Source organism: Aeromicrobium wangtongii (assembly GCF_024584515.1).
In the GTDB taxonomy this organism is placed as follows: Bacteria; Actinomycetota; Actinomycetes; order Propionibacteriales; family Nocardioidaceae; genus Aeromicrobium; species Aeromicrobium wangtongii.
In genome coordinates this window covers 1,836,222-1,851,072 of sequence record NZ_CP102173.1, presented here as the reverse complement: position 1 = coordinate 1,851,072, position 14,851 = coordinate 1,836,222, and the positions used below count along the sequence as shown (strand labels likewise).

At 69.8% G+C, this 14,851-nt stretch carries 20 protein-coding genes; 11 read left to right on the top strand and 9 right to left on the bottom strand.

Features of this window, described 5'->3' with window-relative positions:
• Window positions 1-22 precede the first annotated feature (22 nt).
• Window positions 23-1,585 (bottom strand): YfcC family protein, encoded by a 1,563-nt coding sequence (locus NQV15_RS09190; RefSeq protein ID WP_232399523.1) that lies wholly within the window; start codon window positions 1,583-1,585, stop codon window positions 23-25.
• Between NQV15_RS09190 and NQV15_RS09185 the strand changes: the two genes are divergently transcribed.
• The 3 genes from NQV15_RS09185 to arcC are packed head-to-tail and all read left to right on the top strand — an operon-like array spanning window position 1,584 to window position 4,961.
• Window positions 1,584-2,966: an arginine deiminase gene (locus NQV15_RS09185; protein WP_369413856.1), complete on the top strand. Its 1,383-nt coding sequence runs from the start codon at window positions 1,584-1,586 to the stop codon at window positions 2,964-2,966. The genes NQV15_RS09190 and NQV15_RS09185 overlap by 2 nt on opposite strands.
• Window positions 2,967-2,968: 2 nt before the next feature.
• Window positions 2,969-3,970, top strand: a complete 1,002-nt coding sequence (gene argF, locus NQV15_RS09180) for an ornithine carbamoyltransferase (protein ID WP_232399521.1) — start codon at window positions 2,969-2,971, stop codon at window positions 3,968-3,970.
• Window position 3,971: 1 nt separating this feature from the next.
• Entirely contained in the window at window positions 3,972-4,961 is a 990-nt protein-coding gene (arcC, locus tag NQV15_RS09175; protein ID WP_232399520.1) for a carbamate kinase, read from the top strand.
• Between the two features lie 62 nt (window positions 4,962-5,023).
• Here arcC and NQV15_RS09170 read toward each other — a convergent pair whose 3' ends face one another.
• Window positions 5,024-5,200, bottom strand: a complete 177-nt coding sequence (locus tag NQV15_RS09170) for a hypothetical protein (RefSeq protein WP_232399519.1) — start codon at window positions 5,198-5,200, stop codon at window positions 5,024-5,026.
• A gap of 220 nt (window positions 5,201-5,420) precedes the next feature.
• Here NQV15_RS09170 and NQV15_RS09165 point away from each other — a divergent pair, with 220 nt between their 5' ends.
• Both NQV15_RS09165 and NQV15_RS09160 read left to right on the top strand, forming a co-directional pair.
• On the top strand, window positions 5,421-5,882 hold the full coding sequence (locus NQV15_RS09165) for a fluoride efflux transporter FluC (RefSeq protein WP_232399518.1): 462 nt from the start codon (window positions 5,421-5,423) through the stop codon (window positions 5,880-5,882).
• Window positions 5,879-6,256: a fluoride efflux transporter FluC gene (locus tag NQV15_RS09160; protein WP_232399517.1), complete on the top strand. Its 378-nt coding sequence runs from the start codon at window positions 5,879-5,881 to the stop codon at window positions 6,254-6,256. The genes NQV15_RS09165 and NQV15_RS09160 overlap by 4 nt, the downstream gene beginning before the upstream one ends.
• A 22-nt stretch (window positions 6,257-6,278) precedes the next feature.
• Here the strand turns inward: NQV15_RS09160 and NQV15_RS09155 are convergent, their stop codons facing one another.
• The 5 genes from NQV15_RS09155 to NQV15_RS09135 form a co-directional block, all read right to left on the bottom strand.
• Complete coding sequence (locus NQV15_RS09155) at window positions 6,279-6,632, bottom strand: hypothetical protein (protein ID WP_232399516.1); 354 nt, start codon at window positions 6,630-6,632, stop codon at window positions 6,279-6,281.
• A 112-nt stretch (window positions 6,633-6,744) separates the two neighbouring features.
• Complete coding sequence (locus NQV15_RS09150; RefSeq protein WP_232399515.1) at window positions 6,745-6,897, bottom strand: urease subunit beta; 153 nt, start codon at window positions 6,895-6,897, stop codon at window positions 6,745-6,747.
• A 70-nt stretch (window positions 6,898-6,967) separates the two neighbouring features.
• Window positions 6,968-7,813 (bottom strand): hypothetical protein, encoded by an 846-nt coding sequence (locus tag NQV15_RS09145; protein WP_232399514.1) that lies wholly within the window; start codon window positions 7,811-7,813, stop codon window positions 6,968-6,970.
• Between the two features lies 1 nt (window position 7,814).
• The gene (locus NQV15_RS09140; protein WP_232399513.1) at window positions 7,815-8,120 is read right to left on the bottom strand and encodes an urease subunit gamma; all 306 of its coding nucleotides are present in this window, start codon (window positions 8,118-8,120) and stop codon (window positions 7,815-7,817) included.
• Between the two features lie 101 nt (window positions 8,121-8,221).
• The gene (locus tag NQV15_RS09135; RefSeq protein ID WP_232399512.1) at window positions 8,222-8,521 is read right to left on the bottom strand and encodes a hypothetical protein; all 300 of its coding nucleotides are present in this window, start codon (window positions 8,519-8,521) and stop codon (window positions 8,222-8,224) included.
• Window positions 8,522-8,578: 57 nt separating this feature from the next.
• On the opposite strand from NQV15_RS09135, the gene NQV15_RS09130 reads away from it, so the two are divergent.
• From NQV15_RS09130 to NQV15_RS09105, 6 genes are all read left to right on the top strand, one after another.
• On the top strand, window positions 8,579-9,646 hold the full coding sequence (locus NQV15_RS09130; RefSeq protein ID WP_232399511.1) for a YihY/virulence factor BrkB family protein: 1,068 nt from the start codon (window positions 8,579-8,581) through the stop codon (window positions 9,644-9,646).
• An 89-nt stretch (window positions 9,647-9,735) separates the two neighbouring features.
• A complete protein-coding gene (locus NQV15_RS09125) occupies window positions 9,736-9,951 on the top strand; it encodes a hypothetical protein (RefSeq protein ID WP_232399510.1) in 216 nt (71 codons plus the stop codon).
• A gap of 2 nt (window positions 9,952-9,953) precedes the next feature.
• Window positions 9,954-11,084: a cupin domain-containing protein gene (locus NQV15_RS09120; protein WP_232399509.1), complete on the top strand. Its 1,131-nt coding sequence runs from the start codon at window positions 9,954-9,956 to the stop codon at window positions 11,082-11,084.
• Window positions 11,081-11,989, top strand: a complete 909-nt coding sequence (locus NQV15_RS09115; protein ID WP_232399508.1) for a sucrase ferredoxin — start codon at window positions 11,081-11,083, stop codon at window positions 11,987-11,989. The genes NQV15_RS09120 and NQV15_RS09115 overlap by 4 nt, the downstream gene beginning before the upstream one ends.
• 82 nt (window positions 11,990-12,071) lie before the next feature.
• Window positions 12,072-12,617: a hypothetical protein gene (locus NQV15_RS09110; RefSeq protein ID WP_232399507.1), complete on the top strand. Its 546-nt coding sequence runs from the start codon at window positions 12,072-12,074 to the stop codon at window positions 12,615-12,617.
• Between the two features lie 2 nt (window positions 12,618-12,619).
• Window positions 12,620-13,267: a hypothetical protein gene (locus tag NQV15_RS09105; protein WP_232399506.1), complete on the top strand. Its 648-nt coding sequence runs from the start codon at window positions 12,620-12,622 to the stop codon at window positions 13,265-13,267.
• An 18-nt stretch (window positions 13,268-13,285) separates the two neighbouring features.
• Here the strand turns inward: NQV15_RS09105 and NQV15_RS09100 are convergent, their stop codons facing one another.
• Window positions 13,286-14,116 carry a sulfurtransferase gene (locus NQV15_RS09100; RefSeq protein WP_232399505.1) on the bottom strand — a complete coding sequence of 277 codons (831 nt, stop codon included), beginning with the start codon at window positions 14,114-14,116 and terminating at the stop codon, window positions 13,286-13,288.
• A 66-nt stretch (window positions 14,117-14,182) separates the two neighbouring features.
• Window positions 14,183-14,788 carry a phosphoribosylanthranilate isomerase gene (locus NQV15_RS09095; protein WP_232399504.1) on the bottom strand — a complete coding sequence of 202 codons (606 nt, stop codon included), beginning with the start codon at window positions 14,786-14,788 and terminating at the stop codon, window positions 14,183-14,185.
• Window positions 14,789-14,851 lie beyond the last annotated feature (63 nt).

Genomic DNA, 14,851 nt, shown 5'->3' with positions numbered 1-14,851 from the left:
CCGCACGGCCCGACCGCGAGCGTCACAGCGAGCCGATGACCACGAAGATCAGGCTCGCCACCAGCAGGATCCCGACCAGCGGCAGGACCATCCGCAGGTAGATGTCGTAGCGGACCTTGGCCAGCGCCAGACCGCCCATGACGACCGCCGACGTCGGCGTGATCAGGTTCACCAGACCGGACGCCGACTGGTAGGCGGTGACGACCGTGGCGCGTGGGACGTTGGCGAAGTCCGCCAGCGGCGCCAGGATCGGCATCGCGAGCGCAGCGTGACCGGAGGACGACGGCACCAGGAAGGCCAGTGGCAGGTTGATCAGCAGCATCACTCCCCCGAAGACGCCGGACGAGGTGTCGTTGACGAGGTTCTCCATGGAGTGCAGGATCGTGTCGGTGATCTGCGAGTTGTTCATGATCACCGTGACGCCGCGGGCCAGGACGATGATCAGGCCGACACCGATGAAGTCGCCGGCGCCGCTCACCAGGGTGTCCGTCAGCCCCTTCTCCCCCAGTCCGCCGATCAGTCCGACGACGATCGACATCGCGATGAACAGCGCGGCCAGCTCCGGGAAGTACCAGTCCAGCTGCCAGGAGTAGCTGTCCGCGTTCGGGCCGTTGATGATCTGGGCCCACGGCACGATCGCGAAGATCATGAACACGAACGTCAATCCGACGACGCTCAGCACGGTCTTCTCCCGACCGGTCAACGCGGCGACGTCACCCAGGCCCTGGGACGACAGCTCCTCATCTCCCTCGGCGGGCCCGACCATCGAGTTCGACGGATCGGCCTTGACCTTGCGGGCGTATCGCAGCACCCACCAGATGCCGATGGGCACCAGGAGGATGTACATGACGAAGCGCAGGACGATGCCGTCACCGATCGAGATGTCCGCCGCATCGGAGGCGACCCCGGTCGCGAACGGGTTGACCGTCGAGGCCAGCACCCCCACGCCGGCCCCGACCAGGATGATCGAGGCCGCGACCAACCGGTCGTAGCCCAGGGCCAGGATCAGCGGGACGACCAGGCCGTAGAACCCCAGGGTCTCCTCGGCCATGCCCTCGGCGGTGCCACCGATCGAGAACAGCACCATCAGCACCGCGATCAGCAGCGACCCGCGCGTGCTCATCCTCTGCGCGATGCGGGCCACGCCGTTGTCGATCGCGCCGGTGCTCATGGCCATCGTGATGAAGATGCCGATCGCGATGACGAACAAGAACACGCCGGCGGCTCCGTACAGCTCGCCGGACTCGTTGGGGCCGATGAAGCCGTCGCCGTTCAGGATGCCGTAGAGACCGTTGACCGGCGCGAGGAACAGCTGGAGGAGTCGGTCGCCGAACGACAGGTCGGCATCGGTGTGCGCATAGCTGCCGGGGACGGGACGCCCGTCCTCGGTCCTGTAGGAGCCGGTCGGGATGAAGAAGGCCAGGATCCAGACCGCCACCGTCACGGCGAACAGCACCGTGAAGGCGCTCGGGAACCGGATCGTCTTGCCGGTGTCGGGTTCCGTGCTCTGGTCGTTCGGGACGTCCGACGACTGTGCGTCCGACGGTTCAGACGGTTCAGAGGCGTGCTTGGGGGTGGAGTCCATGACGTGGTCCTCTCTCCTGCCGACGATCGGCTGCAGACTCAGGCAAGCAGCGACAGCGCCCGCGCTGGATGAGGCTTTGCGCCCGCGAGGCGGGGACCTTCGGCCCTCCAACCGATCCCGTGCAGCCGGAAGTCTGGTATGCAAACGAGAGGGCACAAACATGGACCTGCATGTGGATTCTGAAGTTGGCCAGCTGCGTCAGGTGATCTTGCATCGCCCGAACCTGGAGCTGAAGCGGCTCACCCCCAGCAATCACGACGAATACCTGTTCGACGACGTCCTGTGGGTCAAGAAGGCCAAGCAGGAGCACGACGCGTTCGCGGACACGCTGCGCGATGCGGGGGTCACGGTGCACCTGCTCGACCAGCTGCTGCGCGAGACGGTCGCGTTGCCGGAGGCCCGCAAGTTCGTGCTGGAGCAGACGCTGGACGAGCGGGTGTACGGGCCACTCGCGGTCGCCGCGCTCATGCCGGTGTTCGACGGACTCGACGACGCGACCCTGGTCACGCACCTGATCGGCGGCATGACCAAGCGTGAGCTGCTCGAGCTGACCGACGAGCCGTCGTCGCTGGTGCTGCAGGCCCTCGAGCTGGACGACCTGCTGCTGCCGCCGCTGCCGAACCACCTGTTCACCCGGGACACCTCGGCGTGGATCTACGGTGGCGTCTCGGTCAACACGATGCGCAAGCGGGCACGTGCTCGCGAGACGATCCACTACCAGGCCATCTACCGCTGGCACCCGACGTTCACGGATTCCAAGTTCAGCGTCTGGGCCGACGGCACGGCGGCCGATGCCACGACCGAGGGCGGCGACATCCTGGTCCTGGGGCGCGGTGTCGTCCTGATCGGCATGAGTGAGCGCACGACCCCGCAGGGCGTCGAACGCCTGGCCCGCCGGCTGTTCAAGGCCGGCACTGCGACGAAGGTCGTGGCGATCTCGATGCCGCAGCAGCGCGCCTTCATGCACCTGGACACCGTCATGACGATGGTCGACGACCACACCTTCACCAAGTACGTCGGCATGGGGATGCTGCCGTCGTACACCGTGGAGCCCGGTGACAGCGAGGCCGGTCTCAAGGTCACCGCCAACGCACCGGAGAAGATGCACGACGCGATCGCGTCCGCGCTGGGGCTGGACTCCATCCGGGTGCTCACCGCGGTCCAGGACGTGCACGCCGCCGAGCGCGAGCAGTGGGACGACGGCTGCAACGCGCTGGCCCTGTCCCCCGGTGTCGTGGTCGCCTACGAGCGCAATGTCACCACCAACACGTACCTGCGCAAGAAGGGCATCGAGGTCGTGACGATCCAGGGCAATGAGCTCGGACGCGGCCGCGGCGGTCCGCGATGCATGTCGTGCCCCATCGAGCGTGAAGGAATCTGATCATGGCGTTCAACCTGCGCAACCGCAGCTTTCTCAAGGAGCTGGACTTCACCCCCAAGGAGTGGAAGTTCCTGATCGACCTCGCGGCGGAGCTGAAGCTGGCCAAGTACACCGGCGCCGAGCGACCCCGCCTGACGGGAAAGAACATCGCGCTGATCTTCGAGAAGACCTCCACGCGCACCCGGTGCTCGTTCGAGGTCGCGGCCCACGACCAGGGCGCCCACGTGACCTACCTGGACCCGCAGGGCTCGCAGATCGGGCACAAGGAGTCGATGGCGGACACCGCACGGGTGCTGGGGCGGATGTTCGACGGCATCGAGTACCGCGGCGCAGCGCAGGAGAATGTGGAGGTCCTGGCCAGGTACGCGGGCGTCCCGGTGTGGAATGGCCTGACCGATGACTGGCACCCCACGCAGATGCTGTGCGACATGCTGACGATGCGCGAGAACTCCCCCAAGCACGACGGCGAGATCGCCTTCGCCTACCTGGGCGACGCGCGCAACAACATGGCCAACTCGCTGCTGGTGAGCGGGGCGATGATGGGCATGGACGTGCGCATCGTCGGGCCCGAGGAGCTGTGGAACCACTCCGAGATCATCGACCAGGCCAAGGCCATCGCGGACCAGACCGGTGCGCGCATCCTGCACACCGCGGACGTCAAGGAAGGCGTGGCCGGGGCCGACTTCCTGTACACCGACGTCTGGGTGTCGATGGGCGAGCCCGTCGAGGCGTGGGAGTCCCGCATCCAGCAGCTCAAGGACTACCAGGTCAACGCGGCCGCGATGAAGGCCACGGGCAATCCGAACGTCAAGTTCATGCACTGCCTGCCGGCCTTCCACGACCGGTACACCAAGGTCGGTGAGGACCTCTACCAGAAGACCGGCATGGAGGCGCTCGAGGTCACCGACGAGGTGTTCGAGTCCCCCGCCTCGATCGTGTTCGACCAGGCCGAGAACCGGATGCACACCATCAAGGCGATCCTCGTCGCGACGTTGGGCAGCTGACATGCGCATCATGGTGGCCCTGGGCGGCAATGCCCTGCTGCAACGTGGGCAGAAGCCGGACGCCGCGATCCAGGAGGAGAACGTGCGGCGCGCGGTCGCCGCCCTGGCTCCGCTCAGCGCGCAGCACGAGCTGATCGTGACGCACGGCAACGGCCCGCAGGTCGGCGTCCTGGCACTGCAGTCGGCGTCCGACCCGAACCTGACGACTCCTTATCCCTTCGACGTCCTGGGCGCACAGACCCAGGGCATGATCGGTTACTGGCTGCTGCAGGCGATGCAGAACGAGCTGCCGGGTCGACAAGTCGCCGCGGTGATCAACCAGACGCTGGTCGAGGCGGGCGACCCCGCCTTCGACAACCCCACCAAGTTCGTCGGCGAGGTGTACACCGAGGAGCAGGCCAAGAAGGTCGCGGCCGAGCGCGGCTGGGTGGTCAAGGCCGACGGCACCTCCGGCTGGCGGCGGGTCGTCGGCTCGCCGCGTCCGCAGCGGGTCGTGGAGACCCGCCTCATCCGGCGGCTGCTGCAAAGCGATGCCGTCGTGGTGTGCGCCGGAGGCGGCGGCGTGCCGGTCATCCGCGACGAGGAGGGACGCCTGCGGGGCGTCGAGGCGGTCGTCGACAAGGACCTCACCAGCTCGGTGCTGGCCGAGGCGCTGGACGCCGACTTCCTGATTGTCGCGACCGACGTGCCGCAGGTCATGAAGGACTTCGGGCAGCCCACCCAGGAACCCATCCTGCGCGCGACGCCCGCCGGGCTGCGCGGGCTCGATCTTCCGGCCGGGTCGATGGGACCCAAGGTCGAGGCGGTGTGCCGGTTCGTGGAGCTCACGGGCGGGGCGGCCGCCATTGGCGCCCTGGATCACACCGTCGAGATCCTCGCCGGTACCTCGGGAACGATCGTGACGCCCTCGGGCACCTACGATCCGGGCCTGCTCCGGGCCACGAAGTCGCACGCGACGGTGTCCGCGGCCGACGGAGGGCTTGCCAGCTGAGCTCACTGAGCGGGTCGATCGGGCGGCGTGCCCGGAGCGGCCCGGTCGTCGCAGCAGAAGGTTCACCGGGATCGCCACGAGCGCGGCGGGCCGATCCCCATCGCCAGCACCGGGTGCCAGCGCAGACCGGAGAACGACGGCGAGCGCGCCAGGTCGAGCTGAACAGCCCAAACGGACAGGACGACCGCGCCGGTCATCGAGTGACCCCTCAGCAGGACGTGCCGGTTGTGGGCGGCCACGTGACAGGTGCGCCGCCCTGGGGCAACCGCAGAATCCATCTCCGCCGAGAACAACCTTCACGAAGATCTCCCACCTCGAGACGTGCACCTCGAACGTAGGTCGCGCGGGGAAAGGAACGCCAAGGCCAAGCGGCCCCGCGTGGTTGGATCACGGCCCTGCCCGACCGGAGGGGGTCTTGGGGTCCCGGCCGGGACATCGCCGTGCCGATATGGTCGGCGCATGGCGCACCCACCGGAGCACCCACCCGCCGGGCCCGGCCCGCACCTGGGGTGGGGTCCGCTGGCGCTGGTTGCCGTCGGTGGCGCGGCAGGCGCGGCCGGCGGCCAGGCGGTCTCGCTCGTGATCCCGGAGCTGGACAAGGTCCCGGTGTCGATGGCCGTCATCAACGTCGTGGGTGCGTTCCTGCTCGGATTCCTCTACCAGGCCGTGACGCGCCTGGGCACCCTGCAGGCGAAGGATCTCAAGCTCCTGCTCGGCACCGGCTTCTGCGGCGGGTTCACGACCTACAGCTCGTTGGCGACCGACTCGGCAGTCCTGCTGCGCGATGGTCGCGTCTGGTCCACGGTCGCCTACGCACTGGGCACCGTGCTGCTGGGTGCCTGCGCCACGTGGCTCGGCATCCTCGCGGGGACGTCACGACGGTCCCCCGGCGATCCGGCACACCCCGGGCGCACCTCGTGACCCCGCTCAACTTCGTCCTGCTGACGGTGATGGGCGGAGTGGGGGCCGGCACCCGGTACGCGGTGGACGGCTACCTGCGACCCCGCATCACGCACGGCTTCCAGTGGACCACGACCATCATCAATGCCTTAGGATCCTTGGTGCTGGGTTTCCTCACCGGGCTGACCTTCGAGCACCTCCAGGCAACGGACGCCAGCATCGTCATCGGCACCGGTCTGCTGGGGGGCTACACGACCTTCAGCACTGCCAGCTATGAGACTGTCCAGCTGATCGAGAAGCGCGCCTACGGCCATGCCTTCGTCAGCGGCATCGTGATGCTGGTCCTGTGCGTGGCTCTGGCGGCAGCAGGGGTGTGGCTCGGCGACTCGCTGTAGGACCAGCACGACGATGCCCTGGTCAGCGCGTGCTGGGCGGCGACGGGGCCGACACGTGTGACGCCGCGGCCGGGGACCAGGTCACCGGTCCGCCCCACAAGAACTTGGCCAGCTGGCGCCAGGCCGTGAGATCGGCGGGGCCTGTCCCCTTGTCCGGCACCGGCGACAGGTTCGTGCGGGGCCCGGCGATCCCGGGCGTGCCCTGCAGGGCCCCCACCTGCACGGTGCTCGACGGGCAGATGGCCGATCCGGCCACAGGCTGGTCCCTGCTTGCGTGGTCCGGGACCAGCACGACCGCGCCTGCCAGCACGACGAGTGCGGCACGCGGTCGCCATGACCGGCGCTGCCGGGGCGCGCGGTCGAGGAGGTCGTCCATGCTCGCTCCCCCCAAAGATGTCTCGGTCGAGATTCGACCGTAGGCCGCGCGGGTGGCCGTGCCCCACGGGACAGCGGCCTCCCCCGGATGGACCATGGGCCCTGTCCGGCGCTCAGGCTCGCGCGCGGACGGGCCGATGCACGCTGACGGTGCCCGCGGGCTCGAGGCCGCCGTTGACCAGGTCGTTGAACCCGATGAGGTGCCGGGTTCCGGCGTAGGCGGTCACCGCCGCCGGCGGAAGGTCCAGGTGGACGCCGTACGCCATCTCCCGCTCGAACGGCGTCGCTTGTTCACCTCAACGAAGTGAAAGTGCGAGCCACCCTGTCCCTTCGACGTCAGTGCGCGTCGATGAACGAGTTGTCGTGGTGTTCTTGGTGCTCGTGGTGCTCGTGGTGCTCGTGGCGGTCGGCGGCCTCGCCGGTGCCGTGCGAGTGGGCGTAGCCGTTCCCGTGATCGGCGTCCAGCCCGGCCGCGATGCCCGTGTCGCCGTGCGCGAGTTTGTGCAAGGCGGCATCCAGACGCTGCCGGACGACGTCCGCGACGGCGCCATCGGACATGATCGGCCCGTGGAAGCGCACCTGCGGCGTGCCGTCGACCAGCCAGCCGGCGCCGAGATGGCGGTTGAACCCCGCCGGCACCATGACGATGTCGTCGAAGCCGAGCCGCTGGAGCCGCTGGATGGCCGGGGTCCTGCCCCGGTTGTCGACGATCCCCACGTCGATCTCGTTGCCGGCGCCGAAGGTTCGCACGAGGTGCGCGATCCGGTACAGCTCGGCGTCGTCGAAGGGATCTGAGGCGTCTGCCGTCAGCAGCACGGCCGCGTCCGGCGTGGCGTCACGGATCTGCGTTGCAGCGCGTCGCAGCCACCCGGTGAGGTGGTCGATCGTGCCGAACGGCTGCGCCAGCGCGACACGGGGCGCGTCGTCGATCGACAGCCAACGCAGGGTGTTGGCGGTGTCGGCCACCATCCGGCGATCGCGGCCGAAGGTCATCGGCACGACCACCACCGGCCCCGCGCTCGCGTCCAGGAGACGTGTCACGACGTGCTGGAGAGGTCCACCGACCGGCGTCACCATGGCGGGGCCGGCGTGGGCGGTCAGTGCCGGCAGCGCGGTGCCGCAGGAGCTCTCGTGGCCCCCCACCAGCACCACGGTGGCGATGGGCCCTTCGGCACAGGTCATGTCAGACGCCGATCGGGTCGTGGCACGAGACGAGCTTGCTGCCGTCGGGGAAGGTCGCCTCGACCTGCAGGAGGCTGAGACGCTCACGCACCCCGTTCATGCAATCGGTCTCGGTCACGATCGTCTTGCCCAGCTCCATGCACTCGGCGACGGACTTGCCGTCGCGCGCGCCCTCGAGGGTTGCCTCGCTGACCAGCGCCTGCGCCTCGCTGAGGTTGAGCTTGGTTCCGCGGTCCCGACGCATGCGCGCCAGGGCCGCGACCTGGTAGACGTACAGCTTGTCGATCTCGCGTGGGGTGAGGTTCATGGAGGTCTCCGGCTTTCTGCTCCGACGGACCGATCGGGGAACTCCCCCGACGGTTGCCACACCCAGAACACTCGCCCGCCCCGAGACAGCCAAGTAGGGCCCTATGACCCCGCGGTACGGGACTCAGGGCGCGTGACGTCGTCGAGGGACTCGTCCGGCTCGGAGACCGCGTCGGTCGCGATGATCGCCACCATCTGGTTGGCGCGCGCGAGCGAGCGCAGAGCCCGGCGCGTCGTCGCGGACTCAACAGCATCACCGAGGTCGATCAAGGCCAGGTCGGGCTCGACGACATCCGAGCGACGCGCGTCGAAGGCCGCTGCGAGCGCGCGGAAGTTCCCACGTGCTCCGGGGGAAGGCGGGTTTCCGGCCCGGGTGCGCGGGTAACCACAGAGGACACACACATTCGCAGAGGACTCCATGATTCCGAACGACCACCACCCCCAGCGGCAGGTACGACCGTGACTGATGAGACACGCGACGTCGACAGCAGTCGTCATGCCGCCGATCCCGAGGATGACCGCAAGCCGGACTCGCCCGCCGATCTGCACAAGCGCTCGTGGCTGTACGTGTTCAAGAAGACGATCCGGGAGTTCTCGAAGGATCAGTGCACCGATCTGGCTGCCGCGCTCACCTACTACTCGGTGCTGGCCCTGTTCCCGGCGATCGTGGCCCTGGTGTCGCTGCTCGGCGTGTTCGGCCAGGGCCAGTCGACGGTCGACTCGTTGCTCAAGATCGTCGACCAGATCGGGCCGTCGGACGCGGTGGACACGCTGCGGCCGACGATCGAGCGGCTCACGAACTCCCAGAGCGCGGGCATCGCGCTGGTCGTCGGCCTGGTCGGCGCCATCTGGTCGGCCTCGGGCTACGTCGGCGCGTTCGGACGCGCGATGAACCGCGTCTACGAGATCCCCGAGGGCAGGCCGATCTGGAAGCTGCGCCCGCTGCAGCTGGTCATCACCCTGTTCTGCCTGATCCTGGTGGCCGTCGCGGCCAGCGCCCTGGTGCTGACCGGGCCCGTCGCCAAGGCGGTCGGCGACCAGATCGGGCTCGGGTCGACGGCGATCATGGTGTGGGACATCGCCAAGTGGCCCGTGCTGCTGCTGGTCGTCGTGGTGATCGTGGCCGTCCTGTACTACGCGACCCCCAATGTGAAGCAGCCCAAGTTCCGCTGGATCAGCGTGGGCGCCGTGTTCGCGATCGTCGTGTGGATCATCGCCTCGGCCCTCTTCGGCCTGTACGTTGCGATGTTCTCCAGCTACGACAAGACCTACGGCTCGCTGGCGGGCGTCATCGTGTTCCTGCTGTGGCTGTGGCTGACCAATCTGGCGCTCCTGTTCGGCGCCGAGCTGGACGCCGAGCTCGAACGGGGGCGGCAGCTTCAGGCGGGCATCAAGGCCGAGGAGACCATCCAGCTGCCGCCGCGCGACACCCGCAACATCGAGAAGGCGCAGAAGAAGCACGACGCGGACGTGGCCGACGGCCGGGAGCTGCGCAAGACAGCGGGCCGCGGAACCGACGACGACTGATCGTTCGCCTTGTCGAGCCGCCGGCCTGACGCCAGACTGTACGCAGGTCGTTCCCGCCGGGCGGCTGCCACTTCACACCAGGAGGACGCATGACGACCACGCCAGACGAGCCGCTGAACGACGAGGACATGGCCACGACCAGCTCGCCCGCCGGGACCTCACTGCCCGGCCATGATGCTGACGGCACCGACTCCGACGGAACGGACGGCGACGCCACGGACACCACCGACGGTGACGGCACCGACTCCGACGGCACGGACTCCGACGGGACCGACGGCGATGGCACGGACGGCGACGCATCCTGACCGTGCCCGCCCCAGCGCTCGACCTGCTCAGTGGTGACGCCCAGACCTTCGTCTCGAAGGTCTGGGCGTCGCACGTGCACCTGCACCGTGCCGATCCGGGTGATCTGACCGGTCTGCTGTCGCTCGACGACGTCGACACGCTGCTGACGTCATCGGCGATCCGGACCCCCTCGATCCGGATCGCGCAGGACGGCGCCGTGCTGCCCGAGTCCAGCTACACGCGCGGCGCGACCCTCGCCGGCAAGCCCCTGAGCGGGCTGGTCGACTCCCGCAAGGCGCTGGCGCTGTTCGCCGGCGGCGCGACGATCGTCCTGCAGGGGCTGCACCGCTACTGGCCGCCCATCACCCGGCTGATCGCCGAGCTCGAGGTCGAGCTCGGGCACCCGTGCCAGGCCAATGCCTACCTGACCCCTCCGGGAGCGCAGGGATTCGCGGTGCACTCGGACTCGCACGACGTCTTCGTCTTCCAGACTGCCGGCTCCAAGCAGTGGGAGGTGCACGGCACCGAGGGGGCCGAGGACATCCTGCTCGAGCCGGGAGTCTCGATGTACCTGCCAACCGGTACCCCCCACGCGGCGCGCGCCCAGGACACCGTCTCGCTGCACGTGACGGTCGGCATCAACCAGCTGACCTGGCGTGGACTGCTCGAGCGGACCCTGGCCGGGGTCGTGGCCTCGGTGCCCGACGAGCACCTGCCGGCCGGATACCTCGAGGACCCGTCCGCGCTGACCGACGAGCTCGGCCGCCGGCTCGGGGCGCTGGCCGCACACATCGGTCAGATCGACACCTCCGCGGCGGTCGAGGCCGAGGTGCGCCGGTTCCTGACCAGCCGGAGCCCTCGTCTCGCCGGTGGGCTGCATGACGTCCTGACGCTGGAGAGCATCGACGACCAGACGCGGCTTCGGCGCCGGCCGGGCCATCCGTGCGTGCTGATCGCGCGTGGTGACCGTCTCGACGTGCTGCTCGGCGACCGGAGCATCGACGTGCCGGGCTGGCTGCGGCCCGCCCTGGAGGATCTGCGCGCCCGCACCGAGCTCGTCCCCGGTGACCTGGCCGGTCTCCTGGACCCGCAGAGTCGCTTGGTGCTGTGCCGTCGTCTCGTCCGAGAAGGGCTCCTCGAGGTCGTCCGGTGACCTCCCGCGACGCGACCTTCCGGTGCGCGACGGCCAGCACGCTGCGCGAGGATCCCGTGCCCGGCACGGCGACGAACGTGCGTGCCTTCCTCCTCGTCGAGCACCCCGGGCCGTGGGGTGTGAACGGGCTGCGGGACGCCCGCCTGCCCGATGGCCTCGGTGACGCCCTTGCCGCGAAGGCAGCCGCCGCCCGCGTCCGACCGCTGCTGGTGCGCCGTCCGGACCGCAGCACCCACCCGGACGGGATGCGGGTGTTCGCGGCGTTCGCCCACCCGCTGCGGCCCTGGGCGCAGACGACGGTGCTGCGCGATCCGCACGAGCTGCTCGACCTCGACCTGGCCGCTCTGGCCGCCGGCACCTCGCTGGGCCTCGCGCCGTACGAGGGGGCGTTGCTGTGCGTGTGCACACACGGGCGGCACGATGCGTGCTGCGCCGAGCGCGGCCGTCCGGTGGCCGCAGCACTGTCCGCCGCCCGACCCGAGGAGACGTGGGAGGTCTCCCACATCGGTGGCGACCGCTTCGCCGGCAACATGCTGGTGCTCCCCCACGGCCTGTACTACGGGCGCCTCGACGAGACCTCGGCGCTGGCGGTGGTCGACGCGCACGCCGCCGGTGAACTCGAGCTCGACCACCTGCGGGGACGGTCGTCGTTCGCGATGCCTGTGCAGTTCGCGGAGATCGCCCTGCGGCGCCAGCTGGGGCTCGCCGGCCACGACGCGGTGCGTCTCGTGTCGCGGCGCATCGCCGATGGGGTCACGGACGCGGTGTTCGCCACCGGCGACCGGCAGTGGGCGGTGCGTGTCCGGACCGAGTCCGGGACCGCTCCCGTCCAGCTCACGTGCCGCGCCACCCGGGACAACCCGGTCCCCGTGCACGAGGCGGTGTCCATCACCCCCGTCGGCTGAGGCCTTGCAATTCCGGGCCGAATGAGGCCCATGTCACATATGTGAGCTGTCTCGGACCGGCCATACGGGGCAACCTGTCTGCATGAGCCATGACAAAGCAGACAAAGCAGCAGACGCCCGCGGGGGCCTGTTCGACAGCGTCGCGGGCAAGGCCAAGGAAGTTGCCGGGGCCGTGACCGGCAAGGACGATCTCGTGGAGGAGGGCCAGCTCCAGCAGGCCGAGGCGCAGCACCGCAAGGCTGCGGTCGCCGACGAGGCGCTGGCCGACGCCAAGCGCCACGCCGCCGCCGACGAGCTCCGCGAGACCAGTCACGAGGCGGCTGCCGAGAAGGAGGCCGCGCACGACGAGGCCGATCTGGCCCAGCGTGCGGTCAATCGGGAGCAGGCACAGGAGCGGGAGGCGGCCGAACGAGCCGCCGCCCAGCAGGAAGCCGTCGATCGTCGTGCCGCCGAGCAGCGCGCCGAGAACCTGGCCGAGTCGCGCCTCGACGACGCCCAGGCGTTGTCGGCCGATGCGGCCACCACCGAGCAGCAGGCCGCTGCCGACCGGGCGCGCCTCGAGCGTGAGGCCGCCGCCGCCGAGCAGCACGCCGCGCAGCTGCGCGAGCAGACCAGGAGCCAAGGATGACCATGATCAGCACCCTCATCGCCCTTCCGTACGAGCTGGCCAGGTTGCCGCTCACGACGATCGACCGCCGCCTGTCCGGCCGCCTGCCCGAGGAGTCCCTGCCCCGGCAGGCACTCGACCGGACGATCGGCAACGCCGACCGGGTCGCGGGTGCGCTGCTGCGCAACGACGGCCTCGTCACGCGCGGCACCGACCGCATCGAGCGTTCCGACAAGCTCGTCAAGGCCGCCCGGTACGAGGAACAGGCCGAGGCGCAACGAGAGGCGGCGCGTCTCGTGGCCGAGACGGGTCGCCAGGAGGCGGCCCAGAAGCGTGAGGCCGCGGCGCGGCGCGTGTCCTCGGGTCTGAAGGAGGCCGAGCAGGCCGAGAAGCGGGGCAAGCAGCAGGCCGCCGCCGCTGCCAAGAAGACCGCCGCTGCCAAGAAGGCGACGGCGGACAAGAAGGCGGCCAAGCGCACCGAGACCGTCGATCAGCGCAAGAAGCGGGTCGCCGCAGCCGCCGAGGCCAAGAAGGCAGCGGCCCGCCGCGAGGCGAAGGCCGAGCTGGACGAGGCGCGGGCGGCCAAGGAGTCTGCCGAGGCGGCTCGCTCAGACGCCGAGATCCTCAGCGACCTGACCGAGGCCAAGAAGCAGGAGCGCAGGCAGGACTGACGAACAGGGGCGTGACCCTTACGGCGTCTCGAGCTGGCGGTTCGGATCTGCCGTCCAGGCATTCATCGATCCGTCGTAGACGGCGGCGTCGTCGCGACCCAGTGAGGCGAGCGCGAAGGTCACCGCGGTCGCGGCGATGCCGCCCCCGCAATAGGCGATGGGCGTGACGTCCGCGTCCAGCGCTCCGGCGGCGCCGAAGATCTCACGCAGCTCGGTGAGGTCCTTCAACGTCCCATCGGGCTTGACCAGCGAGCCGAAGGGGACGTTGACGCTGCCGGGGATGTGACCCTGGGCGAACGAGTCGGGATCCAAGGCATTGACCAGCAGCACCGACGGGTCGCTCGTCGCCGCCTCGACGTCCTCGGTCGAGACGATCGCGCCTGCGCGCCGGCTGGCCGTGAACGCCGCCGGCTCGAGGAGCGTCGGTTCGGTCGTGGTGACGAATCCGGCGGCCTGCCAAGCGGCCAGACCACCGTCGAGCACCTCGACATCGTGTCCCTCCAGCCGGAACTGCCACCACAGCCGGGTGGCCCAGATGCCGTTGGCCGTGTCGTAGACGACGACGCGCGAACCGTCGCCGATCCCGTGCGCGCCGATGACGTCTGCAAAGGCCGAGGAGTCCACGGCCTCGAAGGGCGCCTCGCCCGCCGGATTGCTGAGCTCGGCGATCTGGTCCACGAAGATCGCGCCGGGGATGTGCCCCGCGGCGAATGTGTCCGCGCCGGACTCGGCATGCGCCCCGTTCTCGTCGAAGGTCAGGTGCACCGTGGCGTCGACGATCCGGAGATCGGGGTCGCCGAGGAGGCCGTGCAGAGCGGTGGCGGAGATCAACTGCGCATGTGTCGTCACGAGGCCGACAGTAGCTCTGCGGAGCCAGCGGGGCGGACGTGTCTCAGCGCGCGGACGCCCGCGACGTCACGCGGTGAGCGCGGCCCGCACGAACGCGGAGACCAGGGCGGCGTCCTTGCGGCCCGGGGCCGACTCGACACCACTGGAGACGTCCACACCCCACGGCCGGACCGAACGAACCGCATCGGCGACGTTGTCCGGGGCCAGTCCCCCAGCCAGCAGCCACTGCCCCACCGGAGCACCGGTCGCGAGGACCGAGGAGTCCCACCGCTCGCCCGAGCCGGGCCGCGGCGAGTCGAGCAGCAGCAGCTCCTCCCCCAGCGCCCCGACGTCCAGGGACGTCGCAGTAGTCAGCGAGGTGGCGCGCCAGACCCGGGGCATGACGGCGAGCGCGGCCGCGAACTCGGCCGGGCCGTACGCCGAGCCGTGCAGCTGCAGGATGTCGAAGCCGAGCCGTCGGGCGGTCACAGCGGCGTCCGCAGCGGGCATGTCATTGACCACCAGCACCGTGTCCACCCGACCTCCGGCGGCGTCGACCACCGCGGCGGCCTCGTCGTCGGTGGCGCGGCGCGAGCTGGTGCGGTTCATCACGACACCCACGGCGCTCGCCCCTGCGTCGACCGCGACGTCGACGTGCACGGCTTCCCGCAGGCCACAGATCTTGACGTACATGCCGCTGATCCTGCCCCACGCGCCTGGCCGCTGGGCAACACCCCCGCCGCACCCGTGGTCTCT

What these genes read in the sequence shown, in the direction of transcription:
- NQV15_RS09185 (WP_369413856.1), top strand. Translation starts at nt 1,584, where the DNA reads ATGACGTGGTCCTCTCTCCTGCCGACGATCGGCTGCAGACTCAGGCAA.
- NQV15_RS09125 (WP_232399510.1), top strand. Translation starts at nt 9,736, where the DNA reads ATGACGACCACGCCAGACGAGCCGCTGAACGACGAGGACATGGCCACG.
- NQV15_RS09105 (WP_232399506.1), top strand. Translation starts at nt 12,620, where the DNA reads ATGATCAGCACCCTCATCGCCCTTCCGTACGAGCTGGCCAGGTTGCCG.
- NQV15_RS09110 (WP_232399507.1), top strand. Translation starts at nt 12,072, where the DNA reads ATGAGCCATGACAAAGCAGACAAAGCAGCAGACGCCCGCGGGGGCCTG.
- NQV15_RS09190 (WP_232399523.1), bottom strand. Translation starts at nt 1,585, where the DNA reads ATGGACTCCACCCCCAAGCACGCCTCTGAACCGTCTGAACCGTCGGAC.
- NQV15_RS09150 (WP_232399515.1), bottom strand. Translation starts at nt 6,897, where the DNA reads ATGGCGTACGGCGTCCACCTGGACCTTCCGCCGGCGGCGGTGACCGCC.
- argF (WP_232399521.1), top strand. Translation starts at nt 2,969, where the DNA reads ATGGCGTTCAACCTGCGCAACCGCAGCTTTCTCAAGGAGCTGGACTTC.
- NQV15_RS09155 (WP_232399516.1), bottom strand. Translation starts at nt 6,632, where the DNA reads ATGGACGACCTCCTCGACCGCGCGCCCCGGCAGCGCCGGTCATGGCGA.
- NQV15_RS09165 (WP_232399518.1), top strand. Translation starts at nt 5,421, where the DNA reads ATGGCGCACCCACCGGAGCACCCACCCGCCGGGCCCGGCCCGCACCTG.
- NQV15_RS09095 (WP_232399504.1), bottom strand. Translation starts at nt 14,788, where the DNA reads ATGTACGTCAAGATCTGTGGCCTGCGGGAAGCCGTGCACGTCGACGTC.
- NQV15_RS09140 (WP_232399513.1), bottom strand. Translation starts at nt 8,120, where the DNA reads ATGAACCTCACCCCACGCGAGATCGACAAGCTGTACGTCTACCAGGTC.
- NQV15_RS09145 (WP_232399514.1), bottom strand. Translation starts at nt 7,813, where the DNA reads ATGACCTGTGCCGAAGGGCCCATCGCCACCGTGGTGCTGGTGGGGGGC.
- arcC (WP_232399520.1), top strand. Translation starts at nt 3,972, where the DNA reads ATGCGCATCATGGTGGCCCTGGGCGGCAATGCCCTGCTGCAACGTGGG.